Annotated in this window: 23 protein-coding genes; 4 read left to right on the top strand and 19 right to left on the bottom strand. The window is 33.6% G+C overall.

The annotated features are described in order from the left end of the window. The first annotated feature begins 75 nt into the window (after positions 1–75). Positions 76–1,335: an aminotransferase class I/II-fold pyridoxal phosphate-dependent enzyme gene (locus tag H277_RS0102480; protein ID WP_019973990.1), complete on the top strand. Its 1,260-nt coding sequence runs from the start codon at positions 76–78 to the stop codon at positions 1,333–1,335. Positions 1,336–1,358: 23 nt separating this feature from the next. After that, entirely contained in the window at positions 1,359–2,057 is a 699-nt protein-coding gene (locus H277_RS0102475) for a TetR/AcrR family transcriptional regulator (protein WP_019973989.1), read from the top strand. Between the two features lie 103 nt (positions 2,058–2,160). Here H277_RS0102475 and H277_RS0102470 read toward each other — a convergent pair whose 3' ends face one another. The 18 genes from H277_RS0102470 to H277_RS0102380 form a co-directional block, all read right to left on the bottom strand. Beyond that, positions 2,161–2,619, bottom strand: coding sequence for a hypothetical protein (locus H277_RS0102470; protein WP_146810332.1), 459 nt, complete (start codon positions 2,617–2,619; stop codon positions 2,161–2,163). A gap of 166 nt (positions 2,620–2,785) precedes the next feature. Next, positions 2,786–3,319, bottom strand: a complete 534-nt coding sequence (locus tag H277_RS0102465) for a hypothetical protein (RefSeq protein WP_019973987.1) — start codon at positions 3,317–3,319, stop codon at positions 2,786–2,788. A 222-nt stretch (positions 3,320–3,541) separates the two neighbouring features. Continuing rightward, positions 3,542–4,786, bottom strand: a complete 1,245-nt coding sequence (locus H277_RS0102460) for a hypothetical protein (RefSeq protein WP_019973986.1) — start codon at positions 4,784–4,786, stop codon at positions 3,542–3,544. Positions 4,787–5,030: 244 nt separating this feature from the next. Continuing rightward, entirely contained in the window at positions 5,031–5,567 is a 537-nt protein-coding gene (locus H277_RS0102450) for a hypothetical protein (RefSeq protein WP_019973984.1), read from the bottom strand. A gap of 118 nt (positions 5,568–5,685) precedes the next feature. After that, the gene (locus tag H277_RS0102445; protein ID WP_019973983.1) at positions 5,686–6,471 is read right to left on the bottom strand and encodes an alpha/beta fold hydrolase; all 786 of its coding nucleotides are present in this window, start codon (positions 6,469–6,471) and stop codon (positions 5,686–5,688) included. A gap of 144 nt (positions 6,472–6,615) precedes the next feature. Next, positions 6,616–7,041: an SRPBCC domain-containing protein gene (locus tag H277_RS0102440; protein WP_019973982.1), complete on the bottom strand. Its 426-nt coding sequence runs from the start codon at positions 7,039–7,041 to the stop codon at positions 6,616–6,618. A 55-nt stretch (positions 7,042–7,096) separates the two neighbouring features. Then, entirely contained in the window at positions 7,097–7,675 is a 579-nt protein-coding gene (locus H277_RS0102435; RefSeq protein ID WP_019973981.1) for a Crp/Fnr family transcriptional regulator, read from the bottom strand. 204 nt (positions 7,676–7,879) lie between these two features. Further along, complete coding sequence (locus H277_RS0102430; protein ID WP_019973980.1) at positions 7,880–8,482, bottom strand: hypothetical protein; 603 nt, start codon at positions 8,480–8,482, stop codon at positions 7,880–7,882. Between the two features lie 144 nt (positions 8,483–8,626). Beyond that, positions 8,627–9,121, bottom strand: coding sequence for a hypothetical protein (locus H277_RS0102425; RefSeq protein WP_019973979.1), 495 nt, complete (start codon positions 9,119–9,121; stop codon positions 8,627–8,629). Positions 9,122–9,433: 312 nt separating this feature from the next. Next, a complete protein-coding gene (locus H277_RS0102420) occupies positions 9,434–10,168 on the bottom strand; it encodes a phytanoyl-CoA dioxygenase family protein (protein ID WP_026357367.1) in 735 nt (244 codons plus the stop codon). Positions 10,169–10,378: 210 nt separating this feature from the next. Next, positions 10,379–11,422 (bottom strand): ligand-binding sensor domain-containing protein, encoded by a 1,044-nt coding sequence (locus tag H277_RS0102415; RefSeq protein ID WP_019973977.1) that lies wholly within the window; start codon positions 11,420–11,422, stop codon positions 10,379–10,381. Positions 11,423–11,676: 254 nt separating this feature from the next. Further along, positions 11,677–12,924 carry a PD-(D/E)XK nuclease family protein gene (locus H277_RS0102410; protein WP_019973976.1) on the bottom strand — a complete coding sequence of 416 codons (1,248 nt, stop codon included), beginning with the start codon at positions 12,922–12,924 and terminating at the stop codon, positions 11,677–11,679. 143 nt (positions 12,925–13,067) lie between these two features. Then, complete coding sequence (locus H277_RS0102405; RefSeq protein WP_019973975.1) at positions 13,068–13,574, bottom strand: hypothetical protein; 507 nt, start codon at positions 13,572–13,574, stop codon at positions 13,068–13,070. A 198-nt stretch (positions 13,575–13,772) separates the two neighbouring features. Next, entirely contained in the window at positions 13,773–14,264 is a 492-nt protein-coding gene (locus H277_RS0102400) for a hypothetical protein (RefSeq protein WP_019973974.1), read from the bottom strand. Between the two features lie 246 nt (positions 14,265–14,510). Further along, positions 14,511–15,473, bottom strand: a complete 963-nt coding sequence (locus tag H277_RS0102395) for a DUF4062 domain-containing protein (protein WP_019973973.1) — start codon at positions 15,471–15,473, stop codon at positions 14,511–14,513. 314 nt (positions 15,474–15,787) lie between these two features. After that, positions 15,788–16,780: a hypothetical protein gene (locus H277_RS0102390; RefSeq protein WP_019973972.1), complete on the bottom strand. Its 993-nt coding sequence runs from the start codon at positions 16,778–16,780 to the stop codon at positions 15,788–15,790. A 421-nt stretch (positions 16,781–17,201) separates the two neighbouring features. After that, a complete protein-coding gene (locus H277_RS19915) occupies positions 17,202–18,080 on the bottom strand; it encodes a TIR domain-containing protein (RefSeq protein ID WP_019973971.1) in 879 nt (292 codons plus the stop codon). 458 nt (positions 18,081–18,538) lie between these two features. Then, complete coding sequence (locus H277_RS0102380) at positions 18,539–19,141, bottom strand: NAD(P)H-dependent oxidoreductase (protein WP_019973970.1); 603 nt, start codon at positions 19,139–19,141, stop codon at positions 18,539–18,541. Positions 19,142–19,236: 95 nt separating this feature from the next. Here H277_RS0102380 and H277_RS0102375 point away from each other — a divergent pair, with 95 nt between their 5' ends. Further along, complete coding sequence (locus H277_RS0102375; RefSeq protein WP_019973969.1) at positions 19,237–19,587, top strand: winged helix-turn-helix transcriptional regulator; 351 nt, start codon at positions 19,237–19,239, stop codon at positions 19,585–19,587. An 11-nt stretch (positions 19,588–19,598) separates the two neighbouring features. On the opposite strand, the gene H277_RS0102370 is transcribed toward H277_RS0102375, so the two are convergent. Further along, complete coding sequence (locus H277_RS0102370; RefSeq protein ID WP_146810334.1) at positions 19,599–20,420, bottom strand: alpha/beta hydrolase; 822 nt, start codon at positions 20,418–20,420, stop codon at positions 19,599–19,601. Between the two features lie 85 nt (positions 20,421–20,505). Here H277_RS0102370 and H277_RS0102365 point away from each other — a divergent pair, with 85 nt between their 5' ends. Next, positions 20,506–20,883, top strand: a complete 378-nt coding sequence (locus tag H277_RS0102365; protein ID WP_244874866.1) for a winged helix-turn-helix transcriptional regulator — start codon at positions 20,506–20,508, stop codon at positions 20,881–20,883. Positions 20,884–20,937 lie beyond the last annotated feature (54 nt).

The following is a 20,937-nucleotide window of genomic DNA, read 5'->3' as shown; positions in this document are numbered from 1 at the left end:
AGATGTTTTTGTATTTCTCTTTTCAGAGAATATTTTATAAATTTAACTATATTCCATTTATAAAATACACTACATATGAAAACAGACTTTACTACTGCAAGTTTTAAAGATTTTGAAAATATTCCGAATCTTAATATTTACGAAAGAGCAAAAGCCCATGAAGGCTACCTGAATTATCTGAGTGAAAATGAATTTATGAACTACCGTTTACTGGCCACCTCGGGCTGTGGCCCGGAGATAGGACTGGCAGAAGACGGTTATATAAAAAAAGGAAACTACATCAGCTTTGTATGTAATGATTACTTAGGGTTTACTCAGCACCCGGAGGTTAAAAAAGCTGTTATTGCAGGAATAGAAAAGTATGGAACAGGTGCCGGGGCATCACCGCTTATAGGTGGCTATTTCGATTATCACCAGGAACTTGAAGATAAAATTTCAGTATTTTTTAAACGCGCCAAAGGTTCTTCTATTGTCTACACCACAGGATATACTTCCAATAGTGCGTCATTACTTTGTTTATTAAAGAAAGAAGACATAGCTATTGTAGATATGGCAGTTCATGCAAGTGTCTACGAAGGAATTACAGGAACTACTGTTAAACGTTTTTTACATAATAATATAGAGGCACTGGAACGTATTCTCGCCTCGTCAAAAGATACATACAGAACCAAAATGGTGATTATTGACGGTGTGTATTCGCAGGATGGCGACATAGCAAAATTGAAAGAAATTTTAGATATAACACATAAATATGATGGTGTATTACTAGTAGACGATGCACATGGCATCGGCGTCATTGGTGAAACAGGCAGAGGAGCTATGGAATATTTTGATGTATTGGATAAAGTCGATATCATAACCGGTACCTTCAGCAAAACCTTTGGAAATGTTGGCGGTTACCTTGTTGCCAATAATCCTGAGCTGATTTCGTATCTGCAGTTTCAGTCGCGTCAGTATGCTTTTTCAGCTGCAGTAACACCAGCTATTGCCGGTGTAACCAAAGCCATTGAATTGATAGATGAAGAGCCACAGTGGCAAAAGCAATTATGGGAAAATATTACGTATTATAAAAAAGGACTTTTGGATATTGGTCTGGAAATCGGTGATACCAAATCGGCTATTATCCCTGTAAAGATTGGTGATGTTTATAAAAATAGTCTTGCTGGAAAAATGCTGCTGGAAAATGGCATTTATACTAATCCTATCATGTATCCGGCTGTATCTTTAAAAGATTCACGTATCAGAATGAGTCTTATGGCTACACACACAAAAGAACACCTGGATAAAGCCTTAAATGTATTTGAAAATGTCAGTAAAAAATTGCAAATTGCATAGGCATTGCAAAAGCCGCCATAAAAATGGGAAGAAAGAAAAAAACCGAAACAGAAGATACAGCGCAACCTGTTCCTAAAGTAAGAAAAGCGACATCAGGGCCTTTACGGGACAAGTCGCGTACAATGGCCAGAATGATAGCCGCCGTTGGCAAGGTGATTCAAAAGAAAGGATACCCGGGGCTTACGGCTCCCAATATTGCACTGGCCGCCGGAGTGGATAAAAAGCTGGTCTGGACGTACTTCGGAGGGGTAGACAACCTGATTGAGGAATATATCCGGCAGAAAGATTTTTGGAAATCGACCTCGAAAAGTTTTATTGACGATTTGCTGAAACACCCTGAAACTATTGGTAAAAAGGAAATTGAAACGATATTGCAAAACCAGTTTGATACGTTATACAAAGACAAAGCGCTGCAAAAAATTATCCATTGGGAATTGGGAGAGAAAAATAAAGTGCTGCGGGAGCTGGCCGATAAAAGGGAAGAAATGGGCGAGCAGTTGTTTTCTGCGATACTGCCTGATTTTACCAACACAACGGTTGACCTGAGAGCACGACTGGCACTGCTTGTCGGGGGCATTTATTATATCACATTGCATGCGAAATCGAACGGAAGTTTGTTTTGCGGTATCGACATTAACGAAGAAGAGGGGAGAGAACGGATAAAAGCGGAAATTCATCAGCTTATTTCTGAAACATTTGGTAAAGCAGCAGTTAAAAAATAAACTTTCATGCAAACATTTAGCCCATGGTTTAAACCGTGGGCGAAATTGTAAATGTTTTTACTTGTGCCACACGTACTATTTTCATTGTACACAGAACGTTGTTTCAATTATTTGTTGATTCGTAATTGTATAACGTTACGACACTGTCATCTTTGCCATCTTCATCATAATCATAAATAAATTCGACAGATAAAACTTTTTTAGGGGCAGTAAATATTCTAACAAATCCTTCCCGGCTTAGTACACCAACTTTTACGATGATTTTATTTTCTTTGGCATTTATAACATAAGTACCATTTTCAACTTCTTCTTTACAATCAAAAATATCTACGTATTTATAAGTCAAATCTTTGTTGAACTGTAAATAGTCAAAACCACAACTTTCGTGGTCGTCGTACTTTGTACTATTATTGTTTACTTTTACTTCATAAGGAATCCATTTTCCTATAATATCATTTTCAATAGTATCAGATTGATTTTTAATAGAGCTGTTATCATCATTATTACACGATGAAAACATGAAACAACAAGATAATAAGCTTAGTTTAATAAAATTCTTCATATTTTTTTGGTTTAAAAAATTATTTTAATCAAATGTTTAGTGTAAGTGTTTGTCTAACGGTATTATACAATCAATATTCGATAACTCAAAAAATAATGAATTATGAATGATTTTACCTTACGGAAGTCCGTAATACATTGTTTTTATTGAAATATAATTGCATTTTTTATAATGTATAACCAAATGCAAATCCCAAAGTAGGATAAATTTTATTGTTGTAATAATCTAAATCGCTCGCATTTCCAATTCCTAAATGATATCTGAAAATGAAATGATTGCTAAGAGGTAATTGCTGTCCGAATTGTAACTCATTTAACCAATATTTCCCAATATTATATGCTTCTATGCCTTTGAAGTAGTACTTGGTTTGCAAAGCAATAAAAGTTCCCGCATTGTTTTTTAAAGAATGTCCTTTTTTCAATCTACGTTCTCTGTTAAAATAATACCTGATCTGACCTCTTATGAAGAGGCTGTTAGACTTTTGAGACCATTCGTAAGAAACTCCGGATTCAGAGAAATCATTAATACCTCCCCAACCTAAATTAATATCAGATAGAAAGACATTGTTAATTGGAATTTCTGTTCCGATAGAAATGCCCTGAAGCCCTAATTCAACTTTATATTTATTTTCTAAAGAGGTTTGAGCTAATGTGAATTTAGTTGAAAGAATGAATAAAGTAAAGAGTAGTGTTTTTTTCATGTGTTAATTTTTTGTTTCATAGTGCTTCACAAACATATTGTATTTTTCACGTTATAGAGAATTAATTCTGTTAAATTTAATGGTTGCATTGCATTTAATATTGATTTAAATTACAGTAATGCGCATCCTCATTGGTTTTAAAAGGCAGTATTTGGTTACTGAATCTCTTTGAAAACAAAAAAACAGGATTAGTATATCCTGTTTTTATAATTAAGGTAATTGTTATTCTTCGTCCTTTAAAAGTTCGGTTGTGTAATAGTCAGGCAATGTATGCATGGCTAAAAGTAGTTTTTCCTCATTGGTCTTTTTTAGCTCTTCTTCCTGAATATAATGGTTGTAATTCCTGAACAGGAAATAAAACAGCAGTCTGTTATAGTCGTCTAATTTCTTGTCCGAAACCGCAGATAAAATGGCTTCCTCTATTTCATTTCGGTTTTTTGTTTCCGCCAGTGCCCGGCCAATTCTGCTTATGTTGCCATAATAGTGATTGGTTGCAGCATTCTCTACACGCAGCGAAATTCCCAGTATTAAATCAAGAACATTTATGTCTAAAGTTTCTAATTCTTTAATGTAGGTATTTCTTTCGCCCCATGCATAACTTCCATCAGAAACTCTTTCAAATCTGTCGTTCATAATATCCAGATGCGCTTTTAGGAAAACACTCCAATTATACGTTTCTGCAGACAGTAAAGCGATATTTACAGCGTGGTCTCTCGGGCTGCTGTCCTGACTGCATCCGCCAATCACCCTGGTGCTTCTCATTTGGTCTAAAAGTTTTGATTTTTTCTTTTTGGAAAAATTCTGCCAGTTTTTAGGAAGTTCAACCCAGCCATCTTTTAACTTGTCTTTGAATTTTGTTGCAGTTGTATCAATTAAGCAATCAGAATAGCCAATCATTACAGCATATTTATTGGGGATTTCGTTTGATTGAAAATTTTCAGGAAAATAAAACGCCTCTATTGATTCTTCCGAGTAATCTGTTTTTTTGTGGTATCTAAATAGCCAGGTGTTTTTTAATTCCTTATTATATAACTTTAAGTCTTCTGATTCAATACGTAATCCGTAATCACTTTTTAAATCGAATTCTTCAAATTCGACAACTTCTTTGTCCTCGTAATTCCTGTACTTTCGCTTAATGATCAGTTTGTTTTTTCCGACTTCTGCCTGGGGATATTTCCTTATAAATTCATCCAATGGAATTTTATTTTCGAGATCTTGTTTTGCCTGTTTAATATTTCCGGACTCAAGTGAAACAACGTAACCAATGGTTTGATTTTTAGCATAAAATTTTTTGTTGACATCACACGTTTTGAATTTCAGATTTAAAGAGTCAACAACGCGCCCAAGTTTACTGATAGCCTCTTCACTGTAAATTAATCCGTTTTTGTAGGTTTTAAATTCACTTTCCTGTCCGAAGACATTAAAATTAAAGATAAGTACTGTAACAAATGTGAGTAATTGTTTCATACGCTTGGTTTAAAATGGTGCATAACGGACTTAGACTTGACGAGTTTTTCCTTTCACCCACGGTTAAAACCGTGGGCCAGATGTTTCAACCATGGGCGAAAGGGGAAAGGCATGAGCCACAGTTTTTATTGTTTACTAAACTTACGAAAAAAAACAAATACGGAACCGCATAGACGACAAAAAAAGGAGAAACTCTAATTTCTCCTTTAAATTGTTATTTTGATAATATGATGTGGCGTTTTTCTTATGATATAAATTGTTCAATTTTTTGTTTAATTAAATGTTCGTCTTGTTTGTCAATTTTCATTATTTGCTTTTTAAGTTTGGTAAGTTCTTTAAAGTATTCTTCTTCAAATTCTTGTTCACAATGAAAACATTCGTGAAATATTCTGTCAAAAATATTCCACGTAAAATCAAGGATTTCACCATTATAATATTCGTTTGAGATTGCAATATTCAGGTTTTTGATAAATTGTAAAAAATATGTTGCGAAAAACTTAGATTGTGACTCATCAAATCCATCTTCGAGTAAAAATATTGGATAATAATCACTTATTTCTACACTTTTATTTAAAAAGTCATTTTCAAGGTTTTTAAAGTAAGATTCAGTTATTTCAATTTTGTTTTCTAAATATTTTTGATGAATGTTCTTATTGAAGTTACTGAACAATAATGAATTTTTATTTAGTTGAAATTCTTTTGAATATTCTTCTCGATATTTTTTTTCAATTTCTTTGAAATCATTTTCTACTAAAAATTCTTTGTAGACGTTGTTTTTCATAAAATGTCACATAATGGGTTGTGGCTTGGCGATAGTGAAGGGTTTGGAAGCCAAAACATTCCATTTCTCTTTTAAATTGTTATTTTGGTAAACTGCTGTAGCCGATGTTTTTACTTTTTTATACACTCAGCTCATTGATTATTTCATTTAATAATGTATTAAACGCATCAGGTTTTTCAAGCATTGGATAATGTCCTGTTTCTGTTATTATTTTAGAATCATAGTTGCTAAAATACTTTTTATTGTTTTCAATGCTTGTAGGTGAAGCATCAGAATTAATGGCTCTTACAGGCACATCCACTTGTTTTGCGATTTTACGAATGTCCATTTCGTATAACGGACGAAGAACATTTATCGCTAAATCAGATTCGTTTTGCAGAAATTCTGATTGAAGCTGTCTTTTTATATTTTCAGGCGTTTTTTCAACAAAAAGATAGTGTGGAAGAAGATTTTCAACGGCAGATTTAAAGTCTTTTCGATAATGGCTGAACATAAACTCTTCAGCTTGTTCAGGAGTAAAATCCTCGTCTAAGTCTTTTAAAGTGTCAACTAAAACAATTGCTTTAACTTGAGGCAAATCGATACTGGCTTCCACAACATATGCGCCTGACATGGAATGTCCGATAAGAATAATTTCCGAAGAATTAAGTTCATTAACAACTGCTTTTATGTCATTTGCGTATTGCGCCGCCGTCCAATTTTGTCTTGATTTATCCGATTTTCCGTGACCCGCTAAATCTATTTCTACAATATTGTATTTTTCCCTGAAATATATTTCCTGGTTGTGCCACCAATTGGTATTGCCAAGCCATCCGTGGACAAAAACTAAAGTGATTGTATTATTTTGTGATGCTGTTGTATAATGAATTTTGCTTGCATCGGAAGATTTTACATAATTGTCCATCGAATTTATAATTTTTTAATTTTCAATTTTTGCGTTGTGTATTGCTAAAATCAGCTACGTTTTGATGTTTAGCTACACGGTAAGCAAAAGCCGGTTATATTTACTAATTTACCAAAAAAGGAAGTATAAGTTGTACACTGTTTTTTATTTTTCACATCTTTTTTTGAGTTCATTGTTCATTTTTTCAAATCCTTTTTTTGTATTGTCCAAATTAAAGAACCGAACTAAAATACCATCAAACACTTCACTTTGCTTAAAATTTGTCGTTCCGTTTTTGTTGTCAATAAGTTCAAAAATATGTGTTCCATCAAAAAGCCCATCAATTAAAAATTTTCCTTTCCATTTTAGTATTTTATAACTTTCATACGCTAAAACGATTGGTTTAAATGTCATTTTTGAGGAATTTTCGGGTTGGATAATTACTTTTAGTCTTTCACCAACTTTTAATTTTCCTTCAAGCTTCTTAATAAACGGATTCCAGTTTGTGTATTCTTTTTGATTGATTAAAATTTCCCAAACTTTTTCAGGATTTACATTTATCGTGATTTCTGTTTTTATTTCCTTTGTCATGATTTAAACTTTTTACAAAGGTCGATTGTTTCTCTTTTCAAGCTCTTGACAAAAATCAAGAATTTTCAGCTTTTCGTTTTCTTATGCGACTAAAAGTTTCCGCTGACATTCCTAAAATGGAAGCAATATATTGTAACGGAACCAGGTTGAAAAGTTCTCTGTTTTGCTCAAAGTATACGTTATACCTTTCTTCGGCACTCATTGATAAATGCGAAAAAACTCTGTCTTCGAGAACTGCGAAACACTTGGCGATAAACTGCGTTTCTATTTCTTTCCATTTGGGTAATTTTTTGTTTAATTCCGAATAGCTTTGTTTGTCAATGGTCAGCAATTCCACATTGGTTAAAGCCTGAATGGATAATCGACTGGGCTGGTCAAAAAAGAAGCTTGAAATTTCAGTGACAAAGTAGTTTGGTGTTGAAATCCACTGCGTAATCTCCTTTCCGTCAGAAAGCCTGTAGATGCGTAAAAGTCCGGATTTTACTAAACTTAGTTTATTACAATATTTGTCAGTTTGGGCAAAGAATTCGTTTTTGGTTAGTTCTTCTTCATAAAAAAATGACTGAAGAATTTCGATTTCTTCGTTTGTTAATGCTCCAAAATTTTCTTTTATGTGTTCTTTAAATTCTTTCACTTCAGTTTTTTCAACATTACTGCCAACGGTTTAGGGCTTTCGCCCATGGTTGAAACCATGGGTTAAAGTAAAGGGCAACAGCTTTATATTGTTTTTAAATGTATAAAAAAAGTCGATGTGAACCGCATAGACGACAAAAAAGGAAAAACATTTCATTTCTCCTTTAAATTGTTGTTTTGGTAATGTGATGTTGTACATTGTTTTTTATTTTATCCCGAATTGCTGAATCATCCAATGATTTGAATGATTTCTAACTAAGTCTTGCTTTATTTGATCGTTTTTTGTGTCTAAATATTTGTAGACTTTTAAAGGAACTGAATTGGGGAATGTTTTTAAACTTGAATCAATTAGTTCTGCTGATTCTTTTGTTTGCCCGTTTGAATTTAATGCTTCAGCTTTATATATTAAAATTATTACAGGAACTTCATTATAAACATTTTTGATTTCTTGTTCTAAATCATTTATTAAATCTACTTGAAATTTTGAATTAGGTTGCTTTCCAACTGCAGCAGTTTCACTAATATGATTTTGATAAGCTAAAAACATATTCAGGATTTGCTTATTTTTAGCATCTTTGTTTGCATAAAAATCTTGAATTTTTTTTATCGTTTCGGGTTTCATTTCCCCTTCATCTGACTGTAATGCTTCGTCATAAAAATTATTAAGTAGAGTAAAAACAGTTTTGTCATTTCTGTCTGTTTTAGTATTTGTTTTTAATTCTTTAATGTAATTTATATAAGCTTCAGATTTTTGAGCAAATAAATTCGATGATGCTAGTAAGAAGAAAATAATTATTAAATTTTTCATATAAAATCTGTATTGGTTTTAATATCGAAGCAAAAGTCGGTTGTATTTACTAATTTAACAATAATAGGCTGTTGTAACAAAAAAAAGAGAAACTTTCTATTTCTCCTTTAAAGTATTATTTTAGTAATGTGATGTTAGCTAGCGTTATGTTTTTATTAATCTTGTTTTTGTTGTTTGCATAATTAATCGTTTCCCCTTATTTGTTTTTTCATATTTCTCCGTTCTGTAAAATTCAATAGTAAAGTCTTGCATATTTAATGTTTCGAGTATGGCCTTTGCCATTTGCCTAACATCTTGCCATTCTGAACTCGTTTCCAAGAGAAAGTCGTCCCAAAAATCAGGCGATTTATCACCACTTCGTTTTTCAAAATACCTGTCCAATTCTTTAAGTTTCTCAACTTGTGAACTCGTCAAAAGTCCACTTTTTAAATACTCGTGATATTCAAGGGTAAAATATGTATCAAAGTCAATTGCCATTTCATCGCAAGTTGCTCCAATGCCAATTATTTCTGTCTGTCGCTCTGCCTGACTTGAAAGAGTCACCAGGTTCTTTATAAGTTCACCAAATTTCCAGCGAATTAAATTGTCATCATTCGTAAGGTCGGTGTCTCCATAATTGAATGTTGGGTCAAACTGCATATATTCTTATTATAAGGTGTGTCTGTAATATGTCTCACAAAATACAGTAAATTAAAGTTTTGTAAAAAAAACTATAATTGTATTTTGTAAAGTCTCTTGCTAATATAATTAATTGTTTCATTATAGATTAAATAATTTTATGCATAGCAAAACCATTTAAAAAACGTTAGATTGAAATGTAACACCCTTTTATTTATTTTTGTTGTTCTTATATCGTTTAAAATGCTGCATAACGGGCTACGACTTGGTTATAGTGGAGGATAAGGAAGTCTTTCAATTAAGCACTTTGCCCCGCATTTCTCTAAACCGATGTTATATGACGGCTTTCTTTTGTTCGTATTTTTCAGCCCAATTTAATTCGTTTGGTAAGTCAATGTCTGAAAATTCGATATGAATTACTCTTCTTTTTTTGTTATTAGTTGTTTTGCTTGAACTATGTAAAATCAATGGTTTCATAATCATTATTCCTCCTTTTTCAACATTACAAGTTACTTCTTTTTCGGTTTCCCAATCTATTGTTTCCGGTCTGTAAATTTTCTTTAAATGTGATTTTTCGACAACTCTTAAAGCTCCGTTATTTTCGTCTGTTTCATCTAAATGAATTCTAATCGTAAAAATATTTTCCAAAATTTCGATAGGAGGTTGAACTGCAAATTGATTTTGTTTGGTCGTCCAAGGTGAAAAGTTTTCAAGTTCAATTTTTTGGTCAACAGAAATTGTCAAATCTTGATGATATGAAACGTACCAGTTTGAAGTTTCAGGTTTATCGAAGTAAATGCTTTTTACAACGAAGTAGTTTTGTCCGAAAAGTTTTTCAATTATTTCGTTCAGTTTTGGGTTGAAAATCAGTTTTTGAGTTTCGGGAATTTCCTTCAAAAATTGACGAATTGCAAAAAGGTCAGCGGATTTTCGGAATGTGTCTTTTGAAGTTTCAACTTGGTTTATGGTTTCTATTATTTTTTCAACTTCTTCGTCTGAATAGATGTTGTTAATCGTCGTAAATCCAAGATTTTCAATTTCACTTTTATGCGTATTCATAGCGTTCATTTTTTTCGGTGCGTGGGTTTGTGCGATGGCTTTTAAGCTGTCATATAACATTGTTTTTCACGAAACTAGGATACAAGTTTTGTAAAAAAACTATAATTGTATTTTGTAAAGTTTCTTGCTAATATAATTAATTGTTTCATTATAGATTAAATAATTTTATGCATAGCAAAACCATTCAAAAAATGTTAGATTGAAGTGCGTTCGTATTGCTTAAAATAGTTTATCAAATGTTTTCCCGTTGAATGTATAAACACCACCTTCTGCCATTCCAAAAAGCAAATTGTTTTTGTTGTCTTTATAAATCGTCCAAATCATCGGGTTAGATAGTTTGTCACTGTTTGAATAGTTTGTCAGGGCTTTACCGTCGTATTTCCAGGCTCCCGTATATACATCTCCAAACCAAATATTATCTTCTGCATCTTCTTCAATGGCAAAAGGGTGTTCCAATGTGCCCGGTTGTGATCGATCTCCTCTTCCTGTGCTTGCCGGGTGGATTACATTATTCTTTTCAGAAAAATTAAGGATTGAATTGCCTTCCATCAGCAAAACGCCAATTCCATTATTTCCTATCCAGATTCGTCCTTTTGAATCGGCTAATACGCTTCTTATATGCAAACGCTGATTCTCTTTCAGGTTTAATTTATCATGGTCAAAGATTGTTACCATTTTACCGTCATAGTTGAATAGTGCAGCATAAGTCGCTATCCAGACGTTACCGTCTTTATCTTTTGAGATACCGGTTACGCCATACGTATTATCAGCATTTTTATTTTTGGGTTTTGGGAAAATTAAATAGTGCCTATTCATACCGTCAAAACGATTTATTCCGTCTTCTTCCCACGCATAAAACCATAAATCGCCATTGGTTGCCTTCCAATCAACTATCGGGTTGTTGTTTTTGGATGGATAATGCGTAAACGTTCCGTTGTCGTATACACTTATTCCATTTGCGGTTCCAAACCAGATTTTTCCATTCTTGTCTTCCTGGATGGAACGGATTTGATTGTCGGATAAACCATCATTTGTTGTAAAGTATTCAAATGATTTTCCATCGTAAACACTTACGCCTTCGTTATGACTCCCCAACCAATAATTGCCTTTACTGTCCTGAAAGATAGCGCGTATTGCCGACGTAAATTTTAAGGTGTCGGTTTTTAAAGAAAGGACCGATTCGGTGTTCTTAACCTCTTTTTCGGTTGGTTTCTTTTCAACACAAGAAAGGTTCAGTGTTACGACCAGTAGTAGGTAAATCATTTTCAATTTCCTGTTCATTTCGGGTTGCTTTATAATGACGCATAACGGACCGCGGTTTGGCGAGCTTCTCACTTTGTCCCACGGTTTAAACCGTGGGTTAAAGGGTAAAGGGCAATAGCTTTTTAGTGTGTACTAAATGTATGAAAAAAGTTAATGTGACCGGCATGGGCGACAAAAAAAGGAGAAATGAAAAATTTCTCCTTTTTTTGTTGTTTTGGTAAATCCTAGTTAACTGTTCGGACAGGTTTCTTTTATTATGATATACTATTAGAAATAAGTTTTTTTAAATCAAAGTAACCTCTTTCGATAGAAGTGAATCTCCAACCATACCAAAAATTTTCAGGTTCTGATAATTCATTATTTTCGAGCAAATCATTTAATTTATCATTTAATTCAAATTTTTCTTTACTTGAATAATGACGTCCTATTCCGAAATAAAGATTTGGTTTATCACAATCGTTACACTCAATAATTGCTACAAATTTTTTATTTTCAATATTAAACTGAATACCTAAATTTATAATGTTTTGATCAATTTTAAAACTATCTCTTACAATCTGTTGATTTGGAAAATCTAATTGAAGCATTTCTTTCCATTCTATAAAAAGGTTTTTAATAATTTCCTTTTTGTAATTGCTTTTCAATTGTTGAATTTGATTTAGTATGCTGTTTAATTCGTCTTCTTTTTCAGATAGAATTTCAATTGATTCTTCAAGATTACTATCTTCAATTCCTAATTCTTGTTTTATAAATTCTTGTAATTTCATGTTCATTGGTTGATTAATTGTTCTTAAACTAAATATTCCTTCCAAGTGGTCAATGTATTGTTCAACAGCACTGTATAAGTAAATATTGTTTTTATTTATATGAGGCAATATTTCATATTTTAGCCAAGGATATATATTATCCCTGTATGATAAAGAGCGGAATCTGTTTGAGATTTTTTTTTTGTAAGAAAAATTGTTTTTATCAACCCAAGACTCACTGGATGGATTTCTTGTGAACTTTGGTGTATATACAACGTAAATTTCTTCTAGTTTTCTATTATAAATGTTTTTTAAAGTTTCAATATATCTTGCTAACTGTCCTCCATGTGAATTATTTTGGTCTGGTGCTTTGTCAGTAACTTTGTTCTCTATTACTACAACGTATTTATTGTCAAAAATTGGAATGTCGATACGTCCACAAGAATCAACTTTCTTAACTTCGGGTTTTTCAGTAGTCAAATCAAAAAGACAAACATCATTTAAAAATTTTTCTAAAAAAACGAATTTAGAATTTTCTTGATAACGTAAAAATTTTGCAAAAATTCGGCTATGAGCATTTTCATCTGCGTGTAGCTCATCAATCAAATTAATATGGTAAGGTAATTTAGCTAATTCTTCTTTATAGATGTGTCCAAAATTCTTTGTAAGTCTTATTAAAAAAGAAATTCCTTTTCTTCTCTTTTGCTCCAAAGAGTTGCTAAGATTTATAATTTCTTTAAATTGTTGTAATTCCAATTTTTTAGATTTCTAAAGTTGATGTGTATATTGTATGAAAGCTAACGGTTTAGGAATTTATGAAGTGGTAGATTAGAAGCGCAAATGTTGAAATTGACACTATTGTTCCACTTTAGCAAAACCTTTGTTAGGCGAATTTTCGGCTATTGCTTTCGTATTCTTAATCCTTGTTCTTGTAATTTTAAAAGTTTACAGATTTCGGACATATTTTTTCCTTGAGAAGAACAAAACTCAATCAAATCGTATTCAATTAAACGTTGAATATTTTCTGCATTATCCGAAATAGATTTAATTTTATGAAATAGCTCCTCCTTTATATTCTCAACATTTAAATTTTCTTCATTTCCACAGATAACTTTATGAACCAACCAATTTCTTTGCTTTAAAAAATCGTTTAGTGAATCTTGTAATGATGAACTATATAGTTGCTCTTTGATTGCAATTTTAATGGCATGACCGAAAGTGTAACTCTGGTTTTGTTTTAAAAACTCGTCAGCTCGTTCTTTTGTTTCGGCGGGATTCATTTTAAGAGTGATTGAATGGCTTAAAGCTTGTTCGGCCATTTGAGTTTTTAATAAAGCTTCTCCGAGAAAACAATACAAATTTATTTCGATATCGTTAGCTGGTATTTTTATAACATTGTCTTTCATATACTTTTCGTATTCGTAAAATTTCTCCTAATGTGCCGCTGGCTTTAAGAAATGGAGGGGATTTTGTTACTGATGTTTACAAATATACCGAAAAGGATTTAAGAAAATTTTGAAAAATGACACAGACTTTTTGTTCTCTATCGTTCCATTAATAAGCGGCGCCAACCATTTCTTAAAATAGCTGTTAGTGGTGGTTTTTTAACACCACCCATATTCTTCACATAACTTTTCTATCAGATCATTTAGGTCAAATAAATTGAATGCGCTTATTTGAAATCCATATGTTTTTAAAAAGGTCTCAATACTTTGTGTTGTTTGTTCAAAAAACTTTGCAAGAAGATCTACTATACCATTAAATTGATTATTTATTGCAGTTATTGCTATTCCAATAGCTGCGGCAAATCCATAGAGAAGTACCCTTAAAATTGTTTTACAAGCTAGACATCTAGAATATCGATTAAATCCATTTCTTGTTTTTTTTAAGAAATTACGAACTAAAGTACTGATTGAGCGAGACAATTGATTTAATTTTAAAAAATCCATTCTAGCTAATATTGATAATTTTAATCCTTGAAGAACTCCTAAAGGATTATCTCTTAGCTCTTGTAAATCACGAAGTTCTGCTTCTGAAAAATAACTTTCTAAAATTTCACGTGTTTCTTGAATTTCTAAATTTGTAATTCCTTTCATGTTTATTACCTATAAGTTCAGATTCGAGAGTTTTTTTATAACCGTTAACGAGCTGCGACTTGGCGATAGTGTCGGATTAGAAAGCCAAAGCTTTCAACCTTGCACTAACCTAAGCAACAGCCTTTTATTGTTTACTAAATTTATGAAAAAAGGAAGTATAAAAAGCTGTTGCGACTAAAATGCAAGAACTTTCTATTATTACCTTAATCCGCCATTTTGCAAAACCACTGTTGGCAGCAGTAGTTATTAAAATGGTAAATTGTCTTCTTCTTCGATTTTAGTTTTTACTAAAGTTATGAATTCAGGATTCCACTCTTCTTTTGTATAAATTTTCAGCTTTGAATCAGAATTAAAAATATCTTCGGAATAGGTTAGTTCATATAATTGTGAGTTTTTTTCCATTAACCACGTTTGTTTATCATCGAGAGGAAAATTGTCATTAGATTCTATAAAACCTCGAGCTTTGATTAAATCAAGAAATTCATCTTTATTAGTGAAAAAGACTCTGTATGGAATTTTTAACATATCTTTTATTTGTTCCATTGCTGGATGATTACTAAGTAATATCTCATTAATTGCGCTTTCAGAACCTCTTTTTTCCTCTGTAAGAAATGTTACAAGTTGGTTTAGAGTTTTAGCTGTGTTTTCTATTCCTTTAATTATATGAATCTCTTTACTCCTTGTTTGTTCTTGCAAAAACCTTTGAAATAGACCAGCCCACTGTTCTTTTAAAAACATTGTTATGTCTGAAGAAGTTTCAAAGCCGTGAATTGTATTATTGTTTGGCAATGATTCTACAAATTCTATAAACTGATGAATTTTAATATTATCGGCGTATGTATATTTTGTAGTTTCATTTTCTTTATTTTTTAAATAAAATTGATATTCATTATAAACACCTTTTTCTATAAAGATATAAACTTGCTTATTTAAATCAAATGCAGTTTTTAATTCCATTTGTGAAACAGAATGTTTTTCAATTTTACTTTCAGAACCATATCTGCCTCCAATTATAGAAACTAATATATCAACATTGTTTATTTCTTTATAGCAATATTCTTCTAATCTATCTTCTTTACCATAAGCAATGCTTCCTTGTTCGTTCAAAACAGGTTCATAACCTTGTTCACGAATAAATCTATCTATATCTGTTCTGATATGCCTTAAATCATAGTATGTTGAACTTACAAAAATTCTTGGTTTTGCCATTTATCGAAATTTTATTTTTTAGTCAACCTATTTTAGGACGACACGTTTTTTACTATTGTCACTAACACCTAAATATACGATAGTTTTTATACTGAGTATCATTTTCGCTTTTTTTGTTAAAATTAGCGTATGTTATTGTTTTTAGCGTAATCTCAATTGTGTGTTTTGTTAAAATTTATTGCTAATATAGTTAATTGTTTTATTATCATTAAATAATTTTTATGGATAGCGAAATCATTCTAAAAACGTTAGATTGAAATGCAACGACCTTTTATTCTGTTGTTCTTGTAACGTTTAAAATGGTTCATAACGGGCTACGACTTGGTGATAGTGAAGAGTTTGGAAGCTAAAATTTTCAATTTCTCCTTTAAATTGTTATTTTTCCAATACGTTGTTAGAGGTCCTTTTTTTTTAACTTTTTTAGCTATTTTTTTTAGGATCTTAATTTGTTTATTGTCTGTCAGATGATACTCTTTTAAAAAAAGAAAATAATTGTCTAGGTAGCTTGACTTTTTGGGACTAGTTAAAACCTGCTCCAATTTCTCATTATTTGTTATCTGAAAGTCATAACCATAGTTATTAAGGAACATTAAAATTGTCAAATGAAAAAAATGAAGTCTGTCCCAACGTTTTCTTTCTTCGTTTGGTGATAAACTGTCAAAGAATAGAAACAGTCTATTTATTTTAGGAGCAATATTATTAATGTCGTCCAAATACTCCGAAAACGATTTTACTCCTGTTTCTGTAATTAAGCTATCTGCAAATAGGTCGAATTCATTTCTGAAAAAATGATCGTCGGTTTTGTTTCCATTCGCATTAAGTCCTTCGATAAATGTTAGATCACAAAACATTCTTGAAAAGACATTTAGAAACTTTACAAACTCTAAATCAGCTTTCCCTGCGATAGTTGTATCAAGAAAAATCATTTCTTTCTGAATTTTCTTTGTCCACGCAAAAATCGCCAAATGTCTATACACAAATGAATCAAAATAATAGTGCTTATTTAAATAGTCGACATTAACTTCTAACCATTTTTCTTGATGCTTGTTGGAAAAGTTCCACATTCTGTGATTAAAGTCTTCACAAGCTGTCAATAGATGGACTTTGTATTTGGCAAGTACTTCTTTTATTTTTTTCCGTTGGTCAAATTTATGCTCTGTGTCAAGTTTAGAACGTAAAACTTTTGTTTCTATATAATTTTTTGTCAGAAGAGTCAGAAAGAAAACTATAATTGTTGTAACTGTACTAATTAATATCGGGAGAATTTTTTCATTAGTTAGAAAGTTGATAATACTTAGTAATATCATATCATTTGATGCTTGGTTAGGGTTCTTATTTTAAGTTAACCGTCATGAAACTAGTATACAAAAGTTTCGTAAAAAACTATAGCTGTATTTTATTAAAATTTATTGCTAATATAGTTAATTGTTTAATTATACTTTAAATAATTTTTACGGATAGCGAAACCATACTAAGAAACATTAGATTGAAATGCAACGTTTTTTTTGTTGTTCTTGTATCGTTTAAAATGCTACATAACGGAATGGGGTTTGGTAGTGGCGGAAATTGAAGCGAAAAGTTTCAATTTAGCGACACGGTAAGCAAAAGCCAATTCATTGAATAAATTTAAGAATAAAAGTCAATGTAATTGGCTTTTTGCGGTATAGAAAGCCGAAACTTTCAATTATCACTTAACTCGCCATTGCGCCAAACCCTTGTTAGGCACAGTTATAATTTATTCATGTCAATTTCGTAACCTGAATTTCTTAGCTCCTTAGCAATTTTAAGGTGCCACGCTTCATCTTCGTCCATTTTTACATAAACAACACCAGATATATCATTTGGCGTTTCAATTTCTCCTTTAACCAACGCACAAACATTCTCCCGGCCAATTTTACCAATCAAAAATCCATGCTCAAAAACAACATTTTGCCTTGCTCTGCTTTTATAATTTGGGTTTTCTTCTGCTTTCGCACCAATATCGCAGTTTGTGTATAGGATAATACCGAAACCAACATTTGAATAAGCTTCTATTTTCTCAATAACCGTTCTACTTCCACTTGCTTGTTCATGAAGAATTATTGACTTTAATCCTAACTTTTCAATAAATCGGGCTGTCTTAGTCTTTGCTTCATCGTCATGACCGTGAACAATAAAAACCTGTGATTTATCAAGTGTAATTGATTTTTCAGAAACATCCGATTTTTCTTGAATCGGCGATTTTAATAAATCTGTTTTTGCTCTTAATTTTTTCAGGTTGTCAAGTTTGGAATTGACTTTATTCTTGAATTTTGTAAGTTCTTCTGCGGGAGATGGATTTCTTCCGCCAATAATCCCAAAGAAAAAAGAACCAGCATCATCATATCGTTTTTTGTATTCGTTATATTCTTTATTGAAGGCATGCTTTAAGTATTCGGAATTGTAGTCATGCCAATTTGAGAAATCTTCTCGGTTTTTCTGGAAAGCCTCTTGAGTAGTGATTTGTCGATCATATAGTTCTTCCCCAATCTCAATTCTTTTGTCAAGTATTTCATTGAATTCCTCTTTAGAAGTAGTTAATTCAGTCGGAGTTTGGTCAACTGCTACCAATTGTTGTTTTTTTGCCATTTAAGTTATTTATGTATAATTGTGCCTAACACCCAAATATCCGAAAGTTTTTAAATTGAGTAACATTTTCGAATATTTTGTTACGGGTTACAGTTATTGTGCGAATATAATGGATATTTCTTAAAATAGGCAATAAATAACTGGTGTGCAGTAAAATAGATTGAATCTAAAATAACGTTTGTTGTGTTGTCGTGTCGTGGTTGGGTGGTGATAAAAAAGCCCATGGTTTAAACCATGGACAAAATATGTAACTCACGGGTTTATGTTGAAGGAGCCGGATGTTTGCGTGAGGGATAGCAGTGGCATCCTTTTGCGAAATGCAGTGGAGCAAAAGATACAGCGGATAGCCCGACCCGAAGGGACACGCCCAAAATAGGATGGTTGTTCCCCATCCTCAACCTGTGTTGGGCGTAACAAGTACTTTTTCAACACAGGTTTTGGGGTGGTTTCTTTGGTGTTTAAATGGTGTGTACCACTTCTTCGAGTTGAAACCGGTTTTTGGGCAGGTTGTCGGGATGTGCCCAGTCGCTGCGGTCTGCATATCCCACTGTTACGGCAAATAACGGGGCATAGCCGTCTTGCTGCAGGATGTGCTGGTAGGCTTTTCTGTCAATGCCTTCCATGGGTGTGGCGTCGAGTCCCATACTGGCGCAGGCGCTTAAAAAGAAGCCTAAAGAAAGGTACACCTGACTTTCCATCCATGATTTTACGGCATAGGGACCGTTCGATTTCACCAGCGGCTCATAGAAACCTGTTACCCAGGCTTCGGGAAGCACGGAAAGGTTGCGTTTTTCGAAATGGGTAATATCGTTCATGACGCTGAATACGACCAGGAGACGGACGTTGTTAATGGACTGTTCGTTCATATAGGAGTGGGAAGCCAGTTCTTTTTTTACGGCTTTGTCCGTGACAAACGTAAATTTCCACGGCTGGCTGTTGATAGAAGAGGGGCTTAACCGCAGGATTTCTTTTAACTCGTCGATTTGTTCGTTTGTCACCTGTTTTGTGGTGTCGTATTTTTTGGTCGCATACCTGGTTTTGGCAAGGTCTGAAAATTTCATATGGGTCGTTTTTAAATTAAACTATACTTTTTACTGTTGCAAAACTAAGTATAGTGATTTACCTTTGCAATAACGGTCAAAAATGATAGTTACAGATGTATAGTATAGACGACAAGCAGTATCCGTGCTGCACAAGCCTGACAATGAAATATATAGGCGGTAAATGGAAGGCGGTAATTCTGATTCATTTAATCGAAAAAAAACGGTACAGCGAATTGCGTAAGGCCTGCAAGGTGATTACGGAACGGACGCTGAGCCTGCAATTGAAAGAAATGGAACAGGACGGTTTGGTGAAACGTACGGTTCATACGAGCAAACCGCCGCTGAAAGTGGATTATGAGCTGACGCCGTTTGGCAAAACGCTGATTCCTGTACTGAATGCTATTGCGGAATGGGGGACGGAAACGGCGGAAAAGAACGAGAAGATAAAAAAAACGGAGAACTAAATCCGGCGGTTCTACTTTTTGTGTTGGGCAAAATACACGAAATGATAGTCGATGGATGTGTTCCAGTACGCGGTGTTGTGGTTGCCGGGCATGGCCATAAATGTTGCCGGAATGTGCAGCCTGTCGGTCAGTGCTTTTAAGCGGAGTGAGGCGGGGTATAAAATGTCGTCTGTTCCGCAATCGAAAATAAAGGGTTTATTGAAACCGGGTGTTTCCTGCAGTAAGGTTGAAATGCTGTAACGGTTCCAGTCTGTGGCGGCGGGGTTTCCGATGTGTTTTATCAAATCGTCTGTCATTCTGCTGGTCTGCCAGAAATGCTGACTGGCGTGCTGAAAGGCCGGATAATCTATTTCCAGCGCGCCGCTTGTGGCACCTGCCGTGTTAAAATAACCGGGATGTAAAATAAAATACCGCAACGCGCCATAGCCGCCCATGCTTAAACCGCTTATAAAAATATTTTTTTCGTCAATGTGAAAGGCCTGATGGACTTTCGGGACGAGTTCTTTAAAGAAAAAATCTTCGTAACGAACGCCTTTGTTTTGCGGGCTGTTGATGTAAAACGAGGTAAAACCATCGGGCGTTACAATAATGCAGTTGTAGTCGTCTGCGCGTTTTTGCAGGTCGGTTGTTTTTGACCACTGGCGGTAGTTTTCGCTGTATCCGTGAAGGAGGTACACGAGCGGATATTTTTCTGCCGGGTGGTAGGTTTTGGGTTTGAAAACAAAAACGGTGTCGGGACTCGTTAAATAGTCCGATTTTAGTACCCATTTTTCCTGTGCCTGCAACATCATGCTGCTGATAAGTCCGATTGCGATAAGGCATAACTTCTTCATATGTTGTATTTTTGTTGGTGTAAAATTCTGCAAGCATTTTGTCCTGTGCAATACCGAACAAAATTGTGAGTGGTTTAAAAAGACGATGATGCGTAAAGAAAATTCAACCAATACGATAAATGAACAGTTCCTGTTCCGGGTTTGTGAATTAAATTCGGCCATTGCGATGATTAGCGGACGCTGGAAATCACAGATTGTGTACTCTATTTCGCAGGGGAATAACCGTTTTCATTTGCTGAAAAAGGCCTTGCCGAATATTGCTGAACAGGTTTTAGGGCGACAGCTTAAAGAGCTGGAAACGCACGCTATACTGGTAAAAAAGGAACTTCCCGAAACGGTGCCTGCCGGCATTGAATATGTGCTGACCAACAAGGGACATGATTTGGTACCGATTCTGAAACAGCTTTGCGAATGGGGCAAAACCTATGCCGACGGCAAAGAGATTTCGGCTGACACAGTCTGATTAACGGACAGGAGGGAAGAGATACACAACGTAAAACTCCTTTCGTGCGCATGA

It is taken from the genome of Empedobacter brevis NBRC 14943 = ATCC 43319 (genome assembly GCF_000382425.1).
Classification (GTDB): domain Bacteria; phylum Bacteroidota; class Bacteroidia; order Flavobacteriales; family Weeksellaceae; genus Empedobacter; species Empedobacter brevis.
The sequence above is the reverse complement of the archived record's forward strand: the minus strand, read 5'-3'. Positions and strand labels throughout refer to the sequence as shown.

Coding starts and splice junctions, on each gene's coding strand:
- H277_RS0102415 (WP_019973977.1), bottom strand. CDS start 11,422: ATGATTTACCTACTACTGGTCGTAACACTGAACCTTTCTTGTGTTGAA.
- H277_RS19915 (WP_019973971.1), bottom strand. CDS start 18,080: ATGGCAAAAAAACAACAATTGGTAGCAGTTGACCAAACTCCGACTGAA.
- H277_RS0102365 (WP_244874866.1), top strand. CDS start 20,506: ATGATGCGTAAAGAAAATTCAACCAATACGATAAATGAACAGTTCCTG.
- H277_RS0102445 (WP_019973983.1), bottom strand. CDS start 6,471: ATGGACAATTATGTAAAATCTTCCGATGCAAGCAAAATTCATTATACA.
- H277_RS0102465 (WP_019973987.1), bottom strand. CDS start 3,319: ATGAAAAAAACACTACTCTTTACTTTATTCATTCTTTCAACTAAATTC.
- H277_RS0102395 (WP_019973973.1), bottom strand. CDS start 15,473: ATGGCAAAACCAAGAATTTTTGTAAGTTCAACATACTATGATTTAAGG.
- H277_RS0102440 (WP_019973982.1), bottom strand. CDS start 7,041: ATGACAAAGGAAATAAAAACAGAAATCACGATAAATGTAAATCCTGAA.
- H277_RS0102475 (WP_019973989.1), top strand. CDS start 1,359: ATGGGAAGAAAGAAAAAAACCGAAACAGAAGATACAGCGCAACCTGTT.
- H277_RS0102460 (WP_019973986.1), bottom strand. CDS start 4,786: ATGAAACAATTACTCACATTTGTTACAGTACTTATCTTTAATTTTAAT.
- H277_RS0102425 (WP_019973979.1), bottom strand. CDS start 9,121: ATGCAGTTTGACCCAACATTCAATTATGGAGACACCGACCTTACGAAT.
- H277_RS0102375 (WP_019973969.1), top strand. CDS start 19,237: ATGTATAGTATAGACGACAAGCAGTATCCGTGCTGCACAAGCCTGACA.
- H277_RS0102390 (WP_019973972.1), bottom strand. CDS start 16,780: ATGATATTACTAAGTATTATCAACTTTCTAACTAATGAAAAAATTCTC.
- H277_RS0102405 (WP_019973975.1), bottom strand. CDS start 13,574: ATGAAAGACAATGTTATAAAAATACCAGCTAACGATATCGAAATAAAT.
- H277_RS0102470 (WP_146810332.1), bottom strand. CDS start 2,619: ATGAAGAATTTTATTAAACTAAGCTTATTATCTTGTTGTTTCATGTTT.
- H277_RS0102400 (WP_019973974.1), bottom strand. CDS start 14,264: ATGAAAGGAATTACAAATTTAGAAATTCAAGAAACACGTGAAATTTTA.
- H277_RS0102420 (WP_026357367.1), bottom strand. CDS start 10,168: ATGAACGCTATGAATACGCATAAAAGTGAAATTGAAAATCTTGGATTT.
- H277_RS0102480 (WP_019973990.1), top strand. CDS start 76: ATGAAAACAGACTTTACTACTGCAAGTTTTAAAGATTTTGAAAATATT.
- H277_RS0102430 (WP_019973980.1), bottom strand. CDS start 8,482: ATGAAAAATTTAATAATTATTTTCTTCTTACTAGCATCATCGAATTTA.
- H277_RS0102370 (WP_146810334.1), bottom strand. CDS start 20,420: ATGAAGAAGTTATGCCTTATCGCAATCGGACTTATCAGCAGCATGATG.
- H277_RS0102380 (WP_019973970.1), bottom strand. CDS start 19,141: ATGAAATTTTCAGACCTTGCCAAAACCAGGTATGCGACCAAAAAATAC.
- H277_RS0102450 (WP_019973984.1), bottom strand. CDS start 5,567: ATGAAAAACAACGTCTACAAAGAATTTTTAGTAGAAAATGATTTCAAA.